This is a genomic window from Nostoc sp. (genome assembly GCF_036917415.1).
Taxonomy (GTDB): Bacteria; Cyanobacteriota; Cyanobacteriia; order Cyanobacteriales; family Nostocaceae; genus Nostoc.
Genome location: NZ_JBALDJ010000114.1, coordinates 142,190 through 161,765, shown reverse-complemented (window position 1 = coordinate 161,765; position 19,576 = coordinate 142,190). Strand labels below are relative to the sequence as shown.

Below are 19,576 nucleotides of genomic sequence, written 5' to 3'. Positions count from 1 at the left end.
ATCTTCTCTCATTGCTTCGTCTGTGGGGCAGCAAGGCTAAGCTGTTACGCATTTAATTTGTATATTTAATGTGAGGGTTGTCATTGGTCATTGGTCATTAGTCATTAGTCATTTGTATTTAAAAGGACAGATGACCAATTGACTTAGGACGGTCTAAATGCAAAAGTGTACAATCTAGACGCGCATCAGCTTAGGATTAGATTTATTGGGTAAACTTGCTCTCTTTGAAAATCGGTGGGATGTAATCATACAGTGTAAAGTTTCATCCAACAAATCCGTAGCATGTCGAACCTGGGGATTTTGAAACAGCAGCGAATTGCTATAGGAACCCAAAGCAGTTTGATGAAAAAAGGGATTTGCAATGGTAAACATAACATTCTCAATCCAAGATTGATATAGATTGGATTCAAGTATCTACTTTTGGTATACCGTCTGGACGGCTTATAAATTAATAATACCGTCTGGACGGTACAGTGTCAACTAGGTAGTTTGAGATTTTGGTTGACATCCTCCCCAGCCTTTTAGGCTGAGGATTCCAAGTAAACCATGCCAAACTAGGACGCATCAAGGTGAGCTTGTGGTCAAATTTACATTTTCGCAAAGCCGCTACACGTCTGATGTCTCTGATTCGGGTTGAGCGTCTTTCTGAGGAAGGCAAATTAAGAGTATCAAAACCTTTGTGGTTGGCTTGGTTGGGAGAACAAATGCCCACCTTAAAAGAAGTTTGACAACTCTAAGAGCGTCGTTTTACTGTTGACCATTGGTATCGCTTTTTGAAGCAACGCCTACACTGGACTCTTCCGAAACTAAATACCCCTCCAAAAAATAAATTATCCCTCTTGTGGGGTAGGCCGAAAAGCCCGCCCTGAATATGCGACGGGTGAGGACACCCATTTCACAAGAAAATTTGGGATGTTTTTTTATTTGTCAGTCCCTTAAAGCCTTTACACTCGGAGTAACAACCTCTGAAGTAGTAACAACAGGTAATCTACAGCCCCATTGAGTATAAAATTATCTTGTCATGTAGCTGATCGGGCAAAATATGCTTTAGGATTGCTCCGAGTTTGGCATCTTGTCCAACAAGATAACGCGTCTTAGGCTGCTTTGCAGTCAGCGCATGAACAACAACCTGAGCGACAATATCCGCAGAAATTCCCTTAGATGCGAGAATTTGCATTTTCTTGCGGACAATATTCATCGCTTGACCGTAAAGATTTTGTGCTGATTGTGGTAAATCATGCTGGGCTACCTCAGATTGACTTAGGGACTTTTCCCAGATTGGGGTAGCAATAGAACCAGGTTCAACAATTGAAACTGAGATTCCCCAAGGTCGTAACTCCATCCGCATCACATCAGTGAGTGCTTCCAAAGCAAATTTAGAAGCATTGTAAGCTCCGAGAAACGGCGTAGGACTCCTACCAGCAATGGAACCCATATTGACAATTCGACCCCGATTTTGACGTAAAAGACCAAGAAATGCTTGTGTCACAGCTAATTGTCCGGTGACATTAACCTGCATCTGGTGTTGAAATTCTGCGATCGCTAATAATTCCAACGGCCCAGGAACAGCAATTCCGGCATTATTCACTAAACCTAAAATCCCCGCACCGCCAACTGCATTTGTTACTTTATCAACCGCATCTGCGATCGATTCAGCATCAGTAACATCTAAAAAAATCGGAATCAGCCTTTGTGACCCTTTCTGTTTAAGCGTTTGAGCATCAACATCTTGACGCACTCCAGCAAAAACAGAAAAGCCCAATTGGTCTAAAAGCAAAGCACACGCTTGACCAATTCCTGTTGAGGCTCCTGTAACCACTACTGTACGTTGATTTTCTACAACCATTAATTTTCTTTGATGATGGGGCTGCCTTCAGGAGGCAGGAGGCCAAAGACAGACGGTAGAATTAACCCACGTTTAAAAGCGCGGAACTTAGGTTATGGAAGCTTTGTATCGCATTTCGTGCCGCTACGCTAACGCACTGCGCGTCTTGATACAATTCTTCTTTTGAAACTGGTAATAACCCAGAACTAAAGTTTTCATTCATACTTCTTTCTTCTTGTCTCTTGCCTTCTGCCTTCTCTTATCAATCTTTGCAAGTGCCAGCACGAAGGCAATCTTCGGTTTGGTCATCTCTAGCCGATATTTGCCACGGCAAGATGCGTAACTGAGCATTTGTACTGTAAGCAATTAGAGCAGCTATTGTGGGATACTGGTTTTTAACAATTGTCACGTCACTACTAGAAGTATTGCCTAGCTCAACATTGTATAAATAAACAGGCAATGCCATAAGGGCAATGCAAATTATCCGGTTCATAGCCAACCTCAGCTCAAAATTTCCGATTATCCTATGTATAGATGCCACCTTGATGAACCGGATTTTTAAAACTGAGTGTTAAATGTTAATGTTGTGTGAATTTATGCAGCGCTACTAGCCGCAAAGACGTGATTTCTAAATTATCGGTTCCACCTTTTTTTTAGGTTAGGCATTGCCTACAAGATGGCTTCCTACTAACTTATGCAGATGCAAACCCAAAAAACAGGACAAAAAACCCACATCACCCAAAAACATATCTTAGTAACTGCATTCCCCAGATAAAATAATGAAGAATGCTGAGTCACCGAAATGGTCGATGACCGACAAACACTCATGATATAAGCCCATAATTAACAATTCAAAATTCAAAATTCAAAATTCAAAATTGAAGACATTTTCAGACGAAGAGGAGTGCGGTCTTGGGGTCTCCCCAAGAGGAGCAACTCCGGGGGATTTAAACCCCGACTGAAAATGGTGCTACGTATAGACGTAGGGGTCTTAAACCCTTTAATTTACGATAAATTTAGGGTATTGTTAATTTTGAATTTTGAATTTTGAATTTTGAATTCGGAGCGAAGCGACGTGACGCCTTCACAAGACGTAGATACTGTAAACGTTCCTAACCTCGATCCAGAAGGATATGGCAACTCAGACACCGATCCTCTTGATGAGTTGCCTGGTGAAGTCGAAATGTCCCTTTTCGACCACCTAGAAGAGTTGCGGCAACGGATTTTCTATTCGTTGATTGCCGTAGCAGTGGGGATTATCGGCTGTTTCTTTGCCGTTAAGCCGATTGTCCAGTTACTTGAGGTTCCAGCACAAGGAGTAAAATTTCTCCAACTTGCACCTGGAGAATATTTCTTTGTCTCCCTGAAAGTTGCAGCCTACACTGGCTTCGTACTTACTAGTCCTTTCATTCTTTACCAGATTATCCAGTTTGTGCTTCCAGGACTGACTCGCCGCGAACGCCGTTTACTAGGACCTGTGGTTTTGGGTTCGAGTGTGCTATTTGGGGCGGGTTTAGTATTTGCCTATTTACTCCTTATCCCCGCAGCGTTGAAATTTTTCATTAGCTACGGAGCAGATGTAGTCGAACAACTTTGGTCAATTGATAAATATTTTGAATTTGTGCTGCTATTGTTATTCAGCACTGGTTTAGCATTTCAAATTCCCATTATTCAACTGTTGCTCGGTAATTTGAATATTGTCTCGTCAGAACGGATGGTTTCTGGTTGGCGTTACGTGATTATGGGAGCAGTAGTTTTAGGAGCCGTTTTGACACCTTCTACTGACCCCTTGACTCAAAGTCTCTTAGCAGGAGCAGTTTTAGCGCTTTATTTCGGTGGTGTAGGACTGGTGAAGCTTACAGGTAAATAACATAGACAGGTTACAGGGAATAGGTAAAAAGATTTTCATGCTTAGTTTTTGAGCAAATGTTGATTAGCTATAGTGATTTTGAAAAAATCGAGATTCATGTTGGTAAGGTCATTAAAGTTGAAGAGTTTCCTAAAGCTAAAAAACCAGCTTATAAATTGTGGATAGATTTTGGCGATTTGGGCATCAAAAAATCTAGTGCCCAAATTATAAAAAACTATAAGCAAGAGGAATTAATCAACAGATTAATACTAGCTGTTACTAACTTTTCACCCCGTCAAATTGCCGATTTTATATCGGAAGTTTTAGTCTTAGGAGTTGTTTTAGATGATGGGGAAGTTGTGTTAATTCAGCCAGATAGGGATGTAGCAGTGGGCAAAAGAATTCTATAGCATCTTGTGGTACTTTTGGATAAAAATACTGTAATTACTTATAAGTTCATTAATCTTAATGCAATAGTAGGTCATAATATCCATTCTGAAGAGCGTTCACCTAAATCTAGAGGAATGCTAACAGCTTTGCCGAGGCGGGGGCGATCGCGGGTTTGGGCAATAAAAGTTTGTACCTGTGTTGACCCACCCAAGGCATGAAGATAATTGGCAATGCTATCGAGATGTTCTTGGTACTCTGCCTCACTCAAGGGAAAAGAAACTTGCTCCAGATATTTCCACATTACTTGCAAAAATATCTTTCCCTGTGCCCGCCGGAACTGGACATCGTAAGAATATCCCCACTTATCAAGCAATATCTGACGTAATTCCTGTCCTGTCATAGCTTTTCTCAATCAGATTTTACATTTAGTTATGATGTTAAGTTCCGTGACTCCAGTATGATAAGGATATAAAGAAATGTAATGCTAACAGAAAAGATGCTAAATATATCTTGGAACAAAGAAGTATGGCATCGTTGCGAGCGCTAGCATTTCGACTTAGACAAAAGTTGCTCAAGTACTAGTACTTTTGTCAAAATGCTTAACAAAATACACAAAGAGCGCGTAGATTATGGCTCAATTTTCTGAATCAGCAGACGTGCCCGATATGGGGCGTCGTCAGTTCATGAATCTGCTCACTTTTGGAACTGTCACTGGAGTAGCTCTGGGTGCATTGTATCCCGTTGTCAAGTACTTTATTCCACCAGCAGCAGGTGGCGCAGGTGGCGGTGTAACGGCAAAAGACGAGTTAGGTAACGATGTTAGCGTCGCTAAATTTCTAGAAAACCGGAATGCAGGCGATCGCAACCTAGTTCAAGGACTGAAGGGAGATCCGACCTATATTGTGGTAGACAGCAAAGAGGCGATCAAAGATTATGGCATTAACGCCATCTGCACCCACTTAGGTTGTGTCGTCCCCTGGAACGTTGCTGAGAACAAATTTAAATGTCCTTGTCATGGTTCCCAGTATGACGAGACTGGTAAGGTTGTTCGGGGCCCAGCACCTCTGTCTCTGGCTTTAGCCCATACCAAAGTAAACGACGACAAAATCGTCTTAACCCCTTGGACTGAAACCGACTTCCGCACAGGTGATGCACCTTGGTGGGGTTAATAATTTTGTCCTTAGTCATTTGTCCTTTGTTCAGGGCTTAATGACTAATGACTAATGACCAATGACTAATGACTAATTCAATTGTCGCCCTTATAGAGATGAGAAATGTTTTTCTAACAGCGAGATTAACTCGCAGTGCTAGAGCGATTGTAAAAACATTGCTCATAGCGATCGCTACTGTGACATTTTACTTCACCAGCGATCTAGCACTTCCCCAATCAGCTGCCGCCTATCCCTTTTGGGCACAGCAAACCTATCCCGAAACCCCCCGCGAACCAACCGGGCGGATTGTTTGTGCCAACTGTCACCTCGCAGCCAAGGTTACAGAAGTAGAAGTTCCTCAATCGGTGCTACCTGACACTGTATTCAAAGCTGTGGTGAAAATCCCCTACGATCTAAGCGCCCAGCAGGTTGGTGCTGATGGTTCTAAAGTTGGCTTGAACGTCGGTGCAGTACTGATGCTACCCGAAGGCTTTAAGATTGCTCCTGAAGACCGTCTTTCCGAGGAACTTAAAGAAGAAGTTGGCGACACTTTCTTCCAACCCTACAGCGAAGACAAAGATAACGTCGTCATCGTCGGCCCTTTACCCGGCGAACAGTATCAGGAAATCGTCTTCCCAGTTCTTTCTCCCAACCCCGCAACCGACAAAAACATCCACTTTGGTAAATATTCAGTTCACGTAGGTGGTAATCGGGGACGCGGACAAGTTTTTCCCACTGGCGAAAAGAGCAACAACAATGTTTACAACGCTTCCGCTACTGGCACAATTACCAAAATTGCTAAAGAGGAAGATGGAGATGGTAACGTTAAATATCTAGTCAACATCCAACCTGAATCGGGTAATGTTGTCGTTGATACGATTCCTTTAGGGCCAGAACTGCTTGTTTCCGAAGGGCAAGCAGTTAAGACTGGTGATGCTTTAACCAGCAACCCAAACGTTGGCGGATTCGGTCAACATGATACAGAAATCGTATTGCAAGACGCCTCTAGAGTCAAATGGATGATTGCGTTTATCGCTCTTGTAATGTTGGCTCAAGTTATGCTGGTGCTGAAGAAGAAGCAGGTTGAGAAAGTTCAAGCTGCTGAGATGAATTTCTAAATTCTTTGCTAAATCATTACTTACGAGACAGGCAATAAGCCTGTCTTTTTTAACGTTATTTACATGAAGCCGAGAAAATTATGCTTTAAAAACACAAATAAAATAGACCTTTTTCAAAAAGAATTTAATCAAAAAATGAAGTGTTAAAAAATCTATTGATAGGATGGCTAAGTTAAAGTAGGCATTAAGCTAGATTCTTGTGAATCCCAAAAATAATAGGATTGCACCTATAGTTTCAGCACTTTATCATCACATACTATGGCTCAAGGTTTCGTCTACGTTCTAGTCAATCCATCGTTTCCCGATCAAGTCAAAATTGGGCGAACAGAAAAAACTTCTGAGCTTAGGGCAAAACAACTACAAACTACTGGAGTTCCAACACCTTTTATTGTGGTTTATGAGGAGTTAGTATCGGACTGTGAAGTTGTTGAAAATATTTTGCACAGTAGGTTTGCAGTTTACCGCACCAGTCAAGATCGAGAATTTTTTCGAGTCCCTGTTCGTGAAGCTATTCGTGTTCTTCAATAAACTGCAGCGGCTTACAGAATTAGTGACGTAGCTCCGTCAAATCGAGTGGATATTCTACCGAGCATTGAACAGAAGTACAAAAATTATTTAAAGCCAAATATCGTTTTTATAGCAATTGTTCAGTTGACCGATGTATCTTTCCTAGAAGTTACTCGACTAACTTATCCAAAAGCAAGGGATCAAATTATCGAACGAATGGATCTTTCAATTTTTGGGGCTAATGGTGGAAAAATGTTTCCAACTACTGATCCTATTGATATAAATGTCCATCGTTTTCTTAATGAATTACATGATTACGATTTAATAATGACTGGTGCACCTTTATTCACCAGTGAAGCCTGTAAGCAGATAGCGTATGAATGGGAGGAAGGAGGCAAACTTGATCAACATCGCTCTCGTTAGTTTTAACTTGTTCCTAAACCAGGCATATAATAATCGGTTGGAGCGGACTAAAGGGAAATATTGGGTGAGATGCAAAAGTTACTTGCAGCCACTCACCAGCACCTTTATACTTACTAGTTTTTCTTTATATTATCTGGAAAAGCAACCTTAGAAATTGATGGTTCCCGCCAAGTGCTTTATCAACACAAAGGTGTAGAAGTTCCGCCTAATATTCCTCATCAGATGCTCAATGAAAGCGACTGTGATTTGGAATTTTTGGTAATTTCACAGCCTCCCAGTCATGGCGATCGGGTTTTGGTTAGCTAACCTCTAATTATTAAAAAAATCTAACCCAGCGAAATTAATCTTTTAACAATACAATTGTAATATTTAAAGTACATTTTTCAATAATGAGCTATAACTTTTCGCTACGAAGTTGCGATCTAAAGAAGCTTAACTCAATGACTAAATACCCCAGTATCTCTACCTATCACTATCTAGGAGATAAGGGTACTTTACTAGAAGAAACGGTTAAGTTTGATGGTGAAGTAATCCTCACTGAAAAGGTAGATGGCACTAATTCTCGGATCATTCTCCTACCCGACGGAAACTTTGTTTTAGGTAGCAGAGAAGAGTTACTGTTTGCTAAAGGCGATCTCATTGGCAATCCTGCACTTGGTATTGTAGACGCTCTCAAAGGCGTTGCAGATTCACTGCCTCAAGCACAAAACAGCATCACTGTTGCATATCTCGAACTCTATGGTGGCAAAATCAGTGCTGCAAGTAAACAATACACGGCACAACAAAATGTCAATTGGCGATTATTTGATATTGCAGTTATTACAGATATTGAAATTTTATTCACTAAGGTTGTACAGCAATTGGCAGCATGGCGTGACAATGGAGGTCAGGTGTTTCTCAACGAAGAAGAACTTAAGTTAGCAGCAATTGATTATGGATTTGAACTAACACCACGAATTACAACAATTCCTGCAATGCCTGTAAGTATCCAGGAAACACACGAATTTCTCAAAAAGATAATTCCTAAAACTAATGTTGCTCTTGATGAAGGTGCAAAGGGTCGAGCAGAGGGAATTGTTGCTAGAACAATTTCTAGAAGTGCGATCGCAAAGCTAAGATTTGAAGATTATGAACGCCATGCTGCCAAATGTCGCAGTCAGTGATATAGTGTCCGGCAAATTACTTGTGATATGTCATTGCGAGTGCAACGAAGTGGAACGAAGCAATCGCAAGGCTTTTGGGATTGCAACTCTTGGAGACGCTCCGCGAACACTTCGTACCCTTCGGGAACGCCAAGGGCGAACGCAATGACAATTGTTTAACCGGACATGATATGAGATGTCAGTTTGACTAAAGAATTCAGATGCTAAATTTAATCTAGCCTTAGTTGAGTTGAGGTACTACTCATGACAGCCTCAGTAGAATATATCCCCGTTACCCCAATTGAGTACCCAGATGAGGACGGTAAGCCGATGGCTGAAGGTGATATCCAGTGCAGTTACTTGACTTATGCAAGAAATGCGCTACGGATTTATTTCCAAAATCACCCAGATGTATACGTCGCTGGTAATCTATTTATTTACTATGAAAAAGGTTATCCAGAATCAGTTGTAGCCCCAGATGTATTTGTGGTGTTTGGAGTGGAAAACGGTGACAGACGCTCTTACAAAACCTGGGAAGAAAATAATCAAACCCCAGATTTTGTTTTAGAGATTACCTCAAAAACCACCCGCAGCAAAGACCAAGGTGCAAAAAAAGGAATTTACGCCTTTCTGGGAGTGCGTGAATATTTCCAATATGACCCCACAGACGATTATCTCAATCCCCAACTCCAAGGTTTACACTTGGTCGATGGCAATTATTTTCCAGTGGCAACTAATACCCTGCCAGATGGTACAGTTTCTTTACCCAGTGAAGTTTTGGGGCTAGAGTTACGCCTGGAAGCAGGAAAACTGCGTTTTTACAATCCAAATACTAGTCAAACGCTGCTAACTCATGAAGAGGAAGCATCTGCACGACAAGCCGCAGAAGAGAAAGCGCAAAAATTAGCTGCTAAACTTCGAGAATTAAATATTGATCCAGATAGCCTTTAAGGTGGATAAATAACACCCACCCTACTCTTGCTTACTGAAGTTGGATAATATAGCAGGAGGCAGGAGGCAGGAGGTAAAAGTATTACTATTCCTAGCTTTTATGCTTTCAAAATGTCCTAACCTGTGTGACTACGGCTATAATCTTAAAGCTCTCCGTTAATCTTACGCCTGATGATTTCCATCTGGGCTTGCATATCAGCTTCAGTAACAGGCATAGGATAGCCTTTAGAATTAGGATCGCGTTTGCTCATCAAAAAACGTAGAGCTTCAATATCTTCGCGGTTTTCCACGACATAAGTTCTCAACTCTGTAAAACTCATTTGCTCATAATTCGGGTTCATTGACAAAATCCCAAATACCATTACTCAAAACGATAACTTGAAGTTCATCTCCAGCCAGGATGTAAACCTGTTCGGTTTTATCGTCAAATCGAAATAAGCGGATGTCTTTATAAAGATTTGACAGCATTTGACAAACCCTTACACAGGCTAAGGCTAGCTCTATTGTTGGTAAAATAAACGCTCCTCACTACTAATATAAGGTGAGCAATGCCCACCTTACTGCTGTTGATTACTTTTTGTGAAGACTATAGCGGACGGTAGACGCGATAGTTAATTTCCGGGAAGATATTATCCATTAACTCGACTTTTTCTAACCAACCACTGTCAACTTTGCCGATTTTCACATCTTCGTAGAGCTTATTGAACCGCATCAGGTGCGATCGCGTCCGTCTAACTGCATAGGGTACCATCGTTCCCGTCCGCATAATAAATGCCCAGTCGGAAGATTGTGCTAATAACAATTCTCGCGCTGCTTGGTTCAAGGCTTTCCACCCCAACTCATCTTCTGGTTCCAGGTGCGAGATTTCAATCATCCGTTCAGCAGCTTTGTGCAAATGCGGATAAACCCACGCATTCGTCTCATTCAACCAATACTCGTGGAAACCCTTGAAACCCCAACTCGACTGCGAAGGACGACAAACTTGCTGGGTCGGCTGCTCGCGCAAATAGTCTGCTAAATGGGTCATTCGATATGTTCCTTGGTCATACCACGACTTGCGGAATAGGTAATCGATGAACCAAGGACCTTCATACCACCAATGTCCAAATAACTCTGCGTCATAAGGCGAAACGATAATTGGTGGGCGTTGCATTATACCATAGAGATGCTCAGATTGCCGCTCTCGGTTATACATAAAGTTAGCAGCGTGTTCTGCGGCCTTTTCTCTAGCCCAATAAGGATCGTAAAGTGCCTTATCTGACAGCCCTAAGCCACGCCCCGTAATTTTGTGATACTTAATGCCCGTGTTTTTCCGTTGACCATTGGGCATAATATAGGGCTTGATGTACTCATATTCTGCTTCCCAGCCCAAATCTTTGTAAAATTCCCGATATTCCGCTGCCCCAGGATAGCCTACCTCAGAAGACCATACCTGTTGTGAAGATTCATGATCTCGACCAAAGACAGCAACACCAGTTTCTGTATAAATTGGGGCATAAGTACCAAAGCGCGGCCGGGGACGGGCATAAAGGATGCCATGCCCATCAGTGAGGAAGTAGCGTAACCCAGCATCAGCTAGCATCCGCTCTAAACCTTCATAGTAGGCACATTCCGGCAACCAAATGCCTCTGGGTGCTTGTCCAAAGCTTTGCTCATAATGTTCGCAGGCTACCTGAATTTGCGCCCACACAGCTTGTGGATACATTTTCATCAACGGTAAATATCCGTGAGTAGCGCCGCAAGTGATGATTTCCAGGTTGTTACTGTCTTGGAACTTCTTAAAAGCTGTCACCAAGTCACCGTCGTAGCGTTCCCATAGCTGACGCGCTTCACTAAACTCAGTCGCGTAATGTTCGGCTAAATAACGAAGATGCCCGTTGTTGACATTATGTTCTGCTTCTAGTTGTATAAGTTCTTCTAGTTGAGCTAAGTGTGCTTCATAGCGTTCTTGAAGCAGAGGATCGCGAAGCATCGACACTAGAGGGGGTGTCATACTCATCGTGATTTTAAAGTCGATACCGTCTCGCTTTAAGCCTTCAAATACTTTCAATAAGGGGATGTAGGTTTCTGTGATGGCTTCATAGAGCCATTCTTCCTCCAGCACGTAGTCACTTTCCGGGTGACGAACGAAGGGTAGATGTGCGTGGAGTACAAGCGCGACGTAGCCGATAGCCATAGTGATTTTGGGGTGATACTTGTAAGTTGAAGGTCGAGAGGTTTGGCTGAAATTAACAATATTTTAAGACTTTATGGGGATCGTGAAGATACAAGTGTCAACTTTTCACATAAAAGGAACGCTTAGGCAGCTGCTTCATGTTAACGTGAGTTCGACAGACCTCTCCCTCCCAGCCTTCCTCTTCTGCTTTTGAGAGGGAAGAGCAACGAAAAATTAGGCTTTTTGCTACCCTCTCCTGTTAGGAGAGGGGCTGGGGGTGAGGTCAAAATCCTGTGCATCGAACTCACGTCATGTTAACTGTTCATCTCTAACCAAATTATCAATCCTAATCTCTAGTACCTACTAGATGTACATGACTTAAAGTTGTGACAAGTATATTTCTCAACTTTTTTGGTGCATGGCGTAAAAGCAGCGAAGTTGGAATGTATCTACTAATTACTATTTTCATGTTCAGCAAGATACTGGTATCCAGCTTCACTAATTTCCCAAACTCCGCGTCGGGAATCACTCTTTACAAGTCCTTCTTTCATCAATTTGTAACGAACCCATTTTGTTCTTTTTTGCCAACGAGGTTCTACGACAGTATAAACACCTGTTATATTTTTATACTTATACTCTAGATAATCTGTTTTATTTAAAACTCCTTTCATCAATTTTTTAACTAGCGCTAGTACATCTTTGGTTCTGGCCAAACCACCTAACTCGTCGAGAGCTTTTAATATTGGAAGTTTGTAAGCTTCTTCAGGAGTGCAAATTCCACGAGGTATTCGTCTAAAATAACGACGTTGACTTGGACTTGGCAAACTACCGTCGTCAAGATCGAATTCATCCACAACTTCAAGATATTCATCCTCATCCACAACTTCAAGATATTCATCCTCATCCACAACTTCAAGATATTCATCCTCATCCAGAAGTTCAAAATCTTCATCCTCATCCACAACTTCAAGATATTCATCTTCATCAGATAGTCGTGAAAACAAATTACAAGGCTCAACAGTAATACACCCCCATGAACTAGACGAGCTGGGGAAAGTATAGTGGATCACTCCAGTTACCCTAAAAAATTCTGTTCGCAAATCTGGAGTACCGAGTTGAATTATTTCTCCACTACAAGGAATTCTAGTCACTGTAAAAACTAATGCACCCGAACTATTTTCTGTCAGTTTCCTAATAAATTTTTCAATTTGTAGATTTGACCCTTTTATCTCTATGTTGATCAAATTCATTTCGTGATGTGTATGACTACCCCTACTATTTTTTGATCGGCGATGCCTACGGCGGGCTACGCCAACGCTAGAATTATCCAAAAAAACGCTGAACTCGAACGCCGAAACCTGTTAACAGTGGTGATGTGATTTCGTCATCAGCCAACAAGGTTGCGATCAGTTTTAATTGGGCAGCTTCTCGGCGATAAACTTCTAGCTGCTGTAATTGCCAATTTGCAATCCAATATTCTTGGACTCCTGTGGATGAATATAGTTTTAGCTTGGCTTCTCGATCTCTACGTTCGTTAGTTTTCCCAGGAGAAAGCACTTCCACAATGAGTTCTGGCGCTCCTCTCAAATGCCCTTCGTCATCTAGCAGCTGTGCTAAACGCTCATGACTAATCCAAACTACGTCGGGTATAACATTATCGGCATCTGTAAAAATTATACCGGGAGTTTGACGGGTTTCCCCTAGCCCACTAGAGCGAGACCAAATTTGTAATTCTAAGCATATATTGCCCGCAGTGCCTTGATGTTTCCAGTGAGGCGCTCTAGTCACAAATAGTTCTCCGTCAATAATCTCATACCGCTTCCATTCGTCAGTTGCAAGTAATTCTAAGTCTGAGGTTGTCCAACGGACTTTATTAGATATTGTTTGGTTCATAGCATTATTTTCCTATACCTAGTTTAGAGATAAAATTCTATTTTTAGAATATTTGCTCAGGATCAATACCTGCGTCTCGCAAGCGTTCTGCCAATATTGCAGCCCGTTGACGTTCTTGTTCTAATTGTTGGTTTACTTGTTCTAACTGTTGATTTACCTGCTCTAATTGTTGGTTTGATTCTTCCTCTGGCAACATCACCAACTGTCCATCTGGTGTAAAGAAGCGTAATTTGCCCAAATCTACTGCCAAATACAGCCCTAATTGCTGACTCCACAACCAACCCGACTCAGTGGGTGCAAGGTCTTGATATTGCCCATCAACTAAGTGAAATCCCTGTAATTCTAGGTTATTTGGGTCAAACCAAAAGTAATCTGGAGTGCGAAATGTATTCTGGTAAATTTGCTTTTTCAAACCTTTATCAACTGAGGCAGTGGAATTAGATAATAGCTCAATAATCACATTGGGGTATTTGCCGTCTTCTTGCCACACAACCCAGCTTTTACGGTCTTTTTTCTCTGTATCTAAAACCACAAAGAAATCAGGGCCTCGAAATTCTTCTGACTTTTTCTGGTTGGGACTGAAATAGATTGTCAGGTTGCCGGTAGCATAAAAATTTTCACGATCGCGCCACCACCATTTGATCAGGCGAATGAGTAAATCAATTTGTTCGCGGTGTAAATCAGATTCCAAGGGGGGTTCGTCACTATAGATATCACCTGGTGGGAAAATTATACTCTCAGTGACAGCTTGTAAACTAGGGGTGTTGGCAATGGGCTGAGACATACAAGATACTTTTTCTGTTTGTATCTATGCTATCGTGACCAACCTTTGCATTATGAATGCGTAGCCGCAACTCGTCGTAGACATCGCACTCCTTATTCCTCATCCCGATATAACTCTTGCAAGTCCTGTAACTGAGTCTTTCGGGAAATCCGGCGATATTTTTTACTTTCTAACTTGGGTTCGTATTGACTCTGCCCTTTGCCTTTGCTTTTTAACTTCATGGTAGATTCTGGATCGGCTTGTTGGTATAGCTGTGTTTGATGAGCGATCGCCGCGTCCAAAAATTCTAAATAATGTTCATATCGTTCCCAGTTTCCCCGCACCACACACTCAGGCTCGTCTCGATGCAGACAATCACTAAACCGACAGCTAGCAACTGCTAACCGCTTTCTTGCTTCTGGGAAATAATGGATTAATTCTTCTGGGATACAATCCATATCTGGCTGATTAAAGCCGGGAGTATCTGCCAGTAAACCACCGCTAGGTAACTCAAATAATTCTATATGACGAGTGGTATGACGACCACGAGCTAGTTTACCAGAAACTTCTCCAACTCGCAGCTCAAGAGAGTCAATTAGCGTATTAATCAGGCTGGATTTACCGACACCAGAAGGTCCAGCGATTACGGTAATTTTATTGCTCAAATATTTGGCTGCTTGGTCGGTATTTATACCATCTTTGACGCTGATAAATATTGGTTCATAGCCCCAACCGAGCAGGCGATCGCTAACTTGTTGTTGTTCTTGCGGTGAAATTAAATCACTTTTATTCAAGCATAAAAGCACTTCTAAGCCAGTAGACTCAGCTTTAATCAGAAACCGACTCAACTGATAAGGTTCCAAAGGTGGATCGGCTACGGCAAATACTAATAAAATTTGGTTGACATTGGCGATCGCCGGACGATCTAATTCGCTTTGACGGGGTAGAACATCAGCGATTGCACCGCGTCCCCCAGCCCAATCTGGCTCTTCTACCACAACGCGATCGCCTACCATCACCTGTTGTCCGATTTTTTTCAGACGTGTTCTTCGGGTACAAAGCAGGAGGGGAGGCGAGGGCAAAGGGGCATTTAAATTCAGTTTTGCCTCTGCTCCCTTGCTCCTCTGCTCTCCATCCTCTCGATCTAGCTGTACTCGGTAAAAATTAGCCTGTACAGCCACCACCGTACCCAATAACTGTCCAGTTGCGGCAAAATTTTCCCCTGTCATTGGCCAGCAACTGGACGGCGCACTAACAGAGAAAAATAATTAGTGCAGTCTGTAATTTGTTCCACCTGATAACCTGCCATTGTCAAACTATCAGGAACCTGCTCAATCGGCTCACCAGGGTCTAGCCAGACTTCTAGCAAACCTCCCAATGGCATTTTCTCCAGACGTAGTTTTGTCCGCACGAAATTAATCGGGCAAGGGGTGCCGCGTAAATCAAGTTGAGCATCGGGAGTTGAAACAGAAGAGGGCATCATCACTTAAATAAATTTCCCAAAAATCCTTCTAGACCGCCTTTACCAGTCCGATCCCCCTTAATTTTAGCTAGCTTCTCCAGCAGTTCCCTCTCCTCTGGGGTGACTTTATTGGGAATATCAATTAATACGTTCAGCATGTGGTCCCCACGACTTACGGGATTACCCAAGCGGGGTACACCACGGTTTTCCAACTTCATCACTGTATTCGGCTGAGTTCCAGCTGGAATGATTAGTTCTACTGGCCCATCTACTGTATCTACCTCTAACCGACAACCTAAAATCGCTTGCAGGTAGCTAACTTTGATTTCCGAGAGAATATTAATCCCATCGCGTTGAAATTCCTCGTCCTCATTAACGAACAAGTAAACGTATAAATCACCAGGAGGGCCACTACGTTGACCAGCATCTCCTTCACTAGAAATCCGCAAACGTGTGCCATTATCCACCCCTGCTGGAATGGTGATTTTGAGTTTCTTTGTGACTTGATTTGCGCCCTTACCGTCACACGCGTCACACTTATCTTCAATTACCATCCCTGTTCCATTACAGGTGGGACAAGTCGAGACTTGGGTGAAACTGCCAAAGGGTGTTCTAGTCACACGCCGTACTTGAGCCGAACCGCCACAAGTCGAACAAGTCCGAGGGCGGGTTCCAGGTTTAGCACCAGAACCGCTACAAACTTCACAATTTTCTAGATGGGAAATGCGAATTTCTTTTTCGCCGCCAAATATCGCTTCCCGAAAGTCTAACTTCAGGTCTAGCCGCAGGTCATCACCCCTCGCAGGCCCACTGCGTCGTCTTTGTTGCGTGGGATTACCCATACCGCCAGCAAAGCCACTAAAAATGCTTTCAAAGATATCGGCAAAACCACCCATATCGCCGACATCTTGAAAGCCCGCGCCAGCACCAGATACACCTTCTGGACCAAAGCGATCGTAACGAGCGCGGGTTTCGGGTTCTGAGAGTACCTCATAAGCGCGGTTAATTTCTTTAAAGCGATCCTCCGCCCCCGGTTCTTTGTTCACATCTGGGTGATACTTCCGGGCTAGACGGCGATAGGCTTGTTTGATTTCTTCTTTGTCAGTGTCACGAGAGACACCCAGGATTTCATAATAGTCGCGGGCCATATAGCAAAGGTAAAAGTTAGAAGGAAGAAAGCAGAAGTCAGTAGAACGTTATTCACGGTCACTTGCTACCCTATGGATTAAGTGTTTTGCCTACAGATATGTAAGAGCAAGACATTATCCTTTAGAGGGCAGCTTGCCGGAGGGCAGGCAGAAGATAAAATTAATTTTTGTTAATAACTGATTTTACCCTTTACCTTTTACAAAAATCACCGACAAATCTTGAGCAACAGGTGCTTTCCTCGTGGGAGACGACAAAAGCTATAGAAGTTAGGAGCTGGTTGTAAGCCTTTGCTCAGACTTCTCACTGCCGAGTCGGCTGTCTCTTTTACAATTGTGCTACGTAGGAGAGGAAAACTCGCCCATCAACCAGAGGGGCTAGCCGCACCATTAGGTGTGGAAAACCACCCTTATGCTTTGGATTGGCTCTGAACTTGCACATTGCCTAGCCCAAAGTAATTTGCTTCTACAATCTAGCAAACCGCTGGGGTCTTGTGAAACTTCGCTAAATCTAAATATTTAGATATATTAAAATATCTTAATAAAAATTTGCAACTTAGGGGAGTAGGGACTGGGGACTAGTGACTGGGGACTGGGCAATGTCTGAAGGGTTAGAGGTGTAGTGGAGAAGGGTTCAGAGGCATTTTCGCTCTGCTTTCCTCCTTCTTTCCCAGTTCCTAGTCCCCAATCCCCAATCCCCAATCCCCAGTCCCCAATCCCCAGTCCCTAATCTATCGCCTCATAATCAGCCTGAGCAGTACTTTCTTCGTCAAAATCAAAGTTGAATTGTGGTATTAGCGTGCCATTCATTGGTGAGTCTACTTCTGGGGTAAAGTGACCAGATGAACGCTCCTCAATCTCATCACTTTGGCTGTTAGCTCGATTGTAGACATCAGCACCAATTGCAAACAAGGTTTGTTGGAAGTCGTCTAAGCGCTGCTTAAATTCCATTGTGGAAATGCTGGAGTCAATCATTGCAGCTTGGAGTTGTGCAACTTTTTCACTGGCCAAGGTTTTCATCTGGTCGCCGATAAAGTTGCTATTATCCTTTATGGTGGATTCATAACTGAACAACAAATTATCTGCTTGGTTTTTGAGTTCAACCAGTTCTTTACGTCTTCTATCTTCTTCGGCAAAAAGTTCTGCCTCTTGGCGCATCCGTTCGACTTCGTTGTTACTCAAACCACCTGTATTGGTAATCCTGATACTCTGTTCTCTACCTGTACCTTTGTCTTGGGCAGAAACCTTCAGGATGCCGTTGACATCGATTTCAAAGGATACTTCAATTTGCGGCACACCTCGGGGCGATGGGGGAATTCCTGCTAATAGAAACTTGCCAAGACTCTTGTTATCTCGTGACATTGCCCGTTCACCTTGGAGGATGTGAATTTCCACCGAGGTTTGTCCATCAACGGCTGTAGAAAAAACTTGTGACCGACTTGTAGGAATTGTGGTATTGCGTTCAATGATTTTAGTGAACACTTCACCCAAAGTTTCAATTCCCAAGGATAGAGGGGTGACATCCAGTAGTAAGAGATTATCGACTTCACCACCCAACACACCTGCTTGAATAGCTGCTCCTAATGCTACGGCTTCATCAGGGTTGATGGAGCGATCGGGAGCTTTGCCGTTGAAAAACTTAATTAGCGCGTTTTGGACTGCGGGAATACGCGTAGAACCACCTACCAAAATAATCCGATCTATGGATTGTGGTTTTAGATCCGCATCTTTGAGCGCTTGAATCATTGGTTCAATGGTCGCTTCAATTAATTTCGCAGCGAGTTCTTCAAATTTCGAGCGACTGAGTTCCATCTCCAAATGCTTTGGCCCGGTGTCATCAGCTGTGATAAAGGGCAAGTTGATGGAGGTATTGACCATACTGGAGAGTTCAATTTTGGCCTTTTCGGCTGCTTCTCGCAGGCGTTGCAATGCCATCTTGTCTTGGGAAAGGTCGATTTTCTCTTGTTGCTGGAAGCGTTCTATCATCCAAAGGACGATCGCATTATCAAAGTCGTCTCCCCCCAAGTGGTTGTTACCACAAGTCGCCTTCACTTCAAAAACGCCATCCCCAAGTTGCAGGATCGATACGTCGAAGGTACCGCCTCCCAAGTCAAATACTAAAATTAGCTGCTCTTGGTCTTGCTTTTCCAATCCGAAAGCTAAAGCCGCAGCTGTTGGTTCATTAATGATTCGCAGGACTTCTAGTCCAGCAATCGTGCCAGCATCTTTAGTTGCTTGTCTTTGGGCATCTGTGAAATATGCTGGTACGGTGATCACTGCTTGAGTGACCTCCTCACCCAAAAAGTTTTCCGCATCCTGCTTGAGTTTTTGCAGGATCATCGCAGATAATTCTTGGGGCGTGTAGTTTTTTGAGCGAATTTGGACATCAACGGTTTCGTCTCTACCTTTGACACAGTTGTAGGGGACGCGATCGCGTTCTACTTCAGTGTCTTCCCAACGCCGCCCGATAAATCGTTTAATACTGTAAATTGTGTTTTCGGCATTAGTTACGGCTTGGCGCTTTGCCAATTGACCAACCAAGCGATCGCCACTCTTCCCAAATCCCACAATACTTGGAGTAGTTCGTCCCCCTTCAGAATTGGAGATCACAAGTGGTTGACCACCCTCCAAAACTGCGACGCAACTGTTAGTAGTGCCTAAGTCGATCCCAATAACTTTTCCCATATTTGCCAGTATTTTTACTGAATATTTCTGCTGTAATATGTCGCGGACTAACTTTTTTGCTAAGAACAAAGGCTAGCGGATAACGTCTGTGGAACCCCTGTTGCTGGTAGCAAGAAA

Annotated in this window: 23 protein-coding genes; 10 read left to right on the top strand and 13 right to left on the bottom strand. The window is 42.9% G+C overall.

Going from position 1 to position 19,576, the window contains the following annotated elements; translation table 11 throughout:
* Window positions 1-569 precede the first annotated feature (569 nt).
* On the top strand, window positions 570-728 hold the full coding sequence (locus V7K41_RS26135) for a hypothetical protein (protein ID WP_334852912.1): 159 nt from the start codon (window positions 570-572) through the stop codon (window positions 726-728).
* 260 nt (window positions 729-988) lie between these two features.
* On the opposite strand, the gene V7K41_RS26130 is transcribed toward V7K41_RS26135, so the two are convergent.
* Together V7K41_RS26130 and V7K41_RS26125 are read right to left on the bottom strand one after the other, a co-directional pair.
* Window positions 989-1,846 (bottom strand): SDR family oxidoreductase, encoded by an 858-nt coding sequence (locus V7K41_RS26130; RefSeq protein ID WP_334852910.1) that lies wholly within the window; start codon window positions 1,844-1,846, stop codon window positions 989-991.
* A gap of 241 nt (window positions 1,847-2,087) precedes the next feature.
* Entirely contained in the window at window positions 2,088-2,318 is a 231-nt protein-coding gene (locus V7K41_RS26125) for a hypothetical protein (protein WP_292860609.1), read from the bottom strand.
* Window positions 2,319-2,900: 582 nt separating this feature from the next.
* On the opposite strand from V7K41_RS26125, the gene tatC reads away from it, so the two are divergent.
* Both tatC and V7K41_RS26115 read left to right on the top strand, forming a co-directional pair.
* Window positions 2,901-3,695: a twin-arginine translocase subunit TatC gene (gene tatC, locus V7K41_RS26120; RefSeq protein ID WP_334852907.1), complete on the top strand. Its 795-nt coding sequence runs from the start codon at window positions 2,901-2,903 to the stop codon at window positions 3,693-3,695.
* A 56-nt stretch (window positions 3,696-3,751) separates the two neighbouring features.
* Complete coding sequence (locus V7K41_RS26115; RefSeq protein ID WP_334852905.1) at window positions 3,752-4,084, top strand: tRNA-binding protein; 333 nt, start codon at window positions 3,752-3,754, stop codon at window positions 4,082-4,084.
* A 71-nt stretch (window positions 4,085-4,155) separates the two neighbouring features.
* Here the strand turns inward: V7K41_RS26115 and V7K41_RS26110 are convergent, their stop codons facing one another.
* Window positions 4,156-4,464, bottom strand: a complete 309-nt coding sequence (locus V7K41_RS26110) for a DUF3067 family protein (RefSeq protein WP_334852903.1) — start codon at window positions 4,462-4,464, stop codon at window positions 4,156-4,158.
* Window positions 4,465-4,693: 229 nt separating this feature from the next.
* On the opposite strand from V7K41_RS26110, the gene petC reads away from it, so the two are divergent.
* The 7 genes from petC to V7K41_RS26075 all read left to right on the top strand — a co-directional run bounded on the left by petC (window position 4,694) and on the right by V7K41_RS26075 (window position 9,356).
* Window positions 4,694-5,233: a cytochrome b6-f complex iron-sulfur subunit gene (petC, locus tag V7K41_RS26105; RefSeq protein WP_334852902.1), complete on the top strand. Its 540-nt coding sequence runs from the start codon at window positions 4,694-4,696 to the stop codon at window positions 5,231-5,233.
* A gap of 98 nt (window positions 5,234-5,331) precedes the next feature.
* A complete protein-coding gene (gene petA, locus V7K41_RS26100) occupies window positions 5,332-6,333 on the top strand; it encodes a cytochrome f (RefSeq protein WP_334853208.1) in 1,002 nt (333 codons plus the stop codon).
* Window positions 6,334-6,591: 258 nt separating this feature from the next.
* Window positions 6,592-6,861, top strand: coding sequence for a GIY-YIG nuclease family protein (locus V7K41_RS26095; RefSeq protein ID WP_334852900.1), 270 nt, complete (start codon window positions 6,592-6,594; stop codon window positions 6,859-6,861).
* A 45-nt stretch (window positions 6,862-6,906) separates the two neighbouring features.
* Window positions 6,907-7,263 carry a hypothetical protein gene (locus tag V7K41_RS26090; protein ID WP_334852899.1) on the top strand — a complete coding sequence of 119 codons (357 nt, stop codon included), beginning with the start codon at window positions 6,907-6,909 and terminating at the stop codon, window positions 7,261-7,263.
* A gap of 126 nt (window positions 7,264-7,389) precedes the next feature.
* Window positions 7,390-7,569, top strand: coding sequence for a cupin domain-containing protein (locus tag V7K41_RS26085; protein ID WP_334853207.1), 180 nt, complete (start codon window positions 7,390-7,392; stop codon window positions 7,567-7,569).
* 134 nt (window positions 7,570-7,703) lie between these two features.
* A complete protein-coding gene (locus V7K41_RS26080; RefSeq protein ID WP_334852897.1) occupies window positions 7,704-8,426 on the top strand; it encodes an RNA ligase family protein in 723 nt (240 codons plus the stop codon).
* 243 nt (window positions 8,427-8,669) lie between these two features.
* Window positions 8,670-9,356 (top strand): Uma2 family endonuclease, encoded by a 687-nt coding sequence (locus V7K41_RS26075; protein ID WP_334852896.1) that lies wholly within the window; start codon window positions 8,670-8,672, stop codon window positions 9,354-9,356.
* Between the two features lie 143 nt (window positions 9,357-9,499).
* On the opposite strand, the gene V7K41_RS26070 is transcribed toward V7K41_RS26075, so the two are convergent.
* From V7K41_RS26070 to dnaK, 10 genes are all read right to left on the bottom strand, one after another.
* A complete protein-coding gene (locus V7K41_RS26070) occupies window positions 9,500-9,697 on the bottom strand; it encodes a DUF6887 family protein (RefSeq protein WP_104901093.1) in 198 nt (65 codons plus the stop codon).
* Complete coding sequence (locus V7K41_RS26065) at window positions 9,681-9,860, bottom strand: DUF6888 family protein (protein ID WP_442943288.1); 180 nt, start codon at window positions 9,858-9,860, stop codon at window positions 9,681-9,683. Before V7K41_RS26065 ends, V7K41_RS26070 begins: the two co-directional genes overlap by 17 nt.
* A gap of 82 nt (window positions 9,861-9,942) precedes the next feature.
* Window positions 9,943-11,532 carry a glycoside hydrolase family 57 protein gene (locus V7K41_RS26060; RefSeq protein ID WP_334852891.1) on the bottom strand — a complete coding sequence of 530 codons (1,590 nt, stop codon included), beginning with the start codon at window positions 11,530-11,532 and terminating at the stop codon, window positions 9,943-9,945.
* A 431-nt stretch (window positions 11,533-11,963) separates the two neighbouring features.
* Window positions 11,964-12,761: a winged helix-turn-helix domain-containing protein gene (locus V7K41_RS26055; RefSeq protein WP_334852890.1), complete on the bottom strand. Its 798-nt coding sequence runs from the start codon at window positions 12,759-12,761 to the stop codon at window positions 11,964-11,966.
* Window positions 12,762-12,834: 73 nt separating this feature from the next.
* Window positions 12,835-13,404 carry a Uma2 family endonuclease gene (locus tag V7K41_RS26050; protein WP_334852888.1) on the bottom strand — a complete coding sequence of 190 codons (570 nt, stop codon included), beginning with the start codon at window positions 13,402-13,404 and terminating at the stop codon, window positions 12,835-12,837.
* A gap of 43 nt (window positions 13,405-13,447) precedes the next feature.
* Window positions 13,448-14,188 (bottom strand): Uma2 family endonuclease, encoded by a 741-nt coding sequence (locus tag V7K41_RS26045; protein ID WP_334852886.1) that lies wholly within the window; start codon window positions 14,186-14,188, stop codon window positions 13,448-13,450.
* Between the two features lie 92 nt (window positions 14,189-14,280).
* Entirely contained in the window at window positions 14,281-15,396 is a 1,116-nt protein-coding gene (rsgA, locus tag V7K41_RS26040) for a small ribosomal subunit biogenesis GTPase RsgA (RefSeq protein WP_334852884.1), read from the bottom strand.
* Window positions 15,393-15,650, bottom strand: coding sequence for a sulfurtransferase TusA family protein (locus tag V7K41_RS26035; protein ID WP_104909240.1), 258 nt, complete (start codon window positions 15,648-15,650; stop codon window positions 15,393-15,395). The genes rsgA and V7K41_RS26035 overlap by 4 nt, the downstream gene beginning before the upstream one ends.
* Window positions 15,650-16,777, bottom strand: a complete 1,128-nt coding sequence (gene dnaJ / locus V7K41_RS26030; RefSeq protein ID WP_292860576.1) for a molecular chaperone DnaJ — start codon at window positions 16,775-16,777, stop codon at window positions 15,650-15,652. Before dnaJ ends, V7K41_RS26035 begins: the two co-directional genes overlap by 1 nt.
* 723 nt (window positions 16,778-17,500) lie before the next feature.
* Window positions 17,501-19,459, bottom strand: a complete 1,959-nt coding sequence (gene dnaK, locus V7K41_RS26025) for a molecular chaperone DnaK (RefSeq protein WP_334852881.1) — start codon at window positions 19,457-19,459, stop codon at window positions 17,501-17,503.
* Window positions 19,460-19,576: the final 117 nt, after the last annotated feature.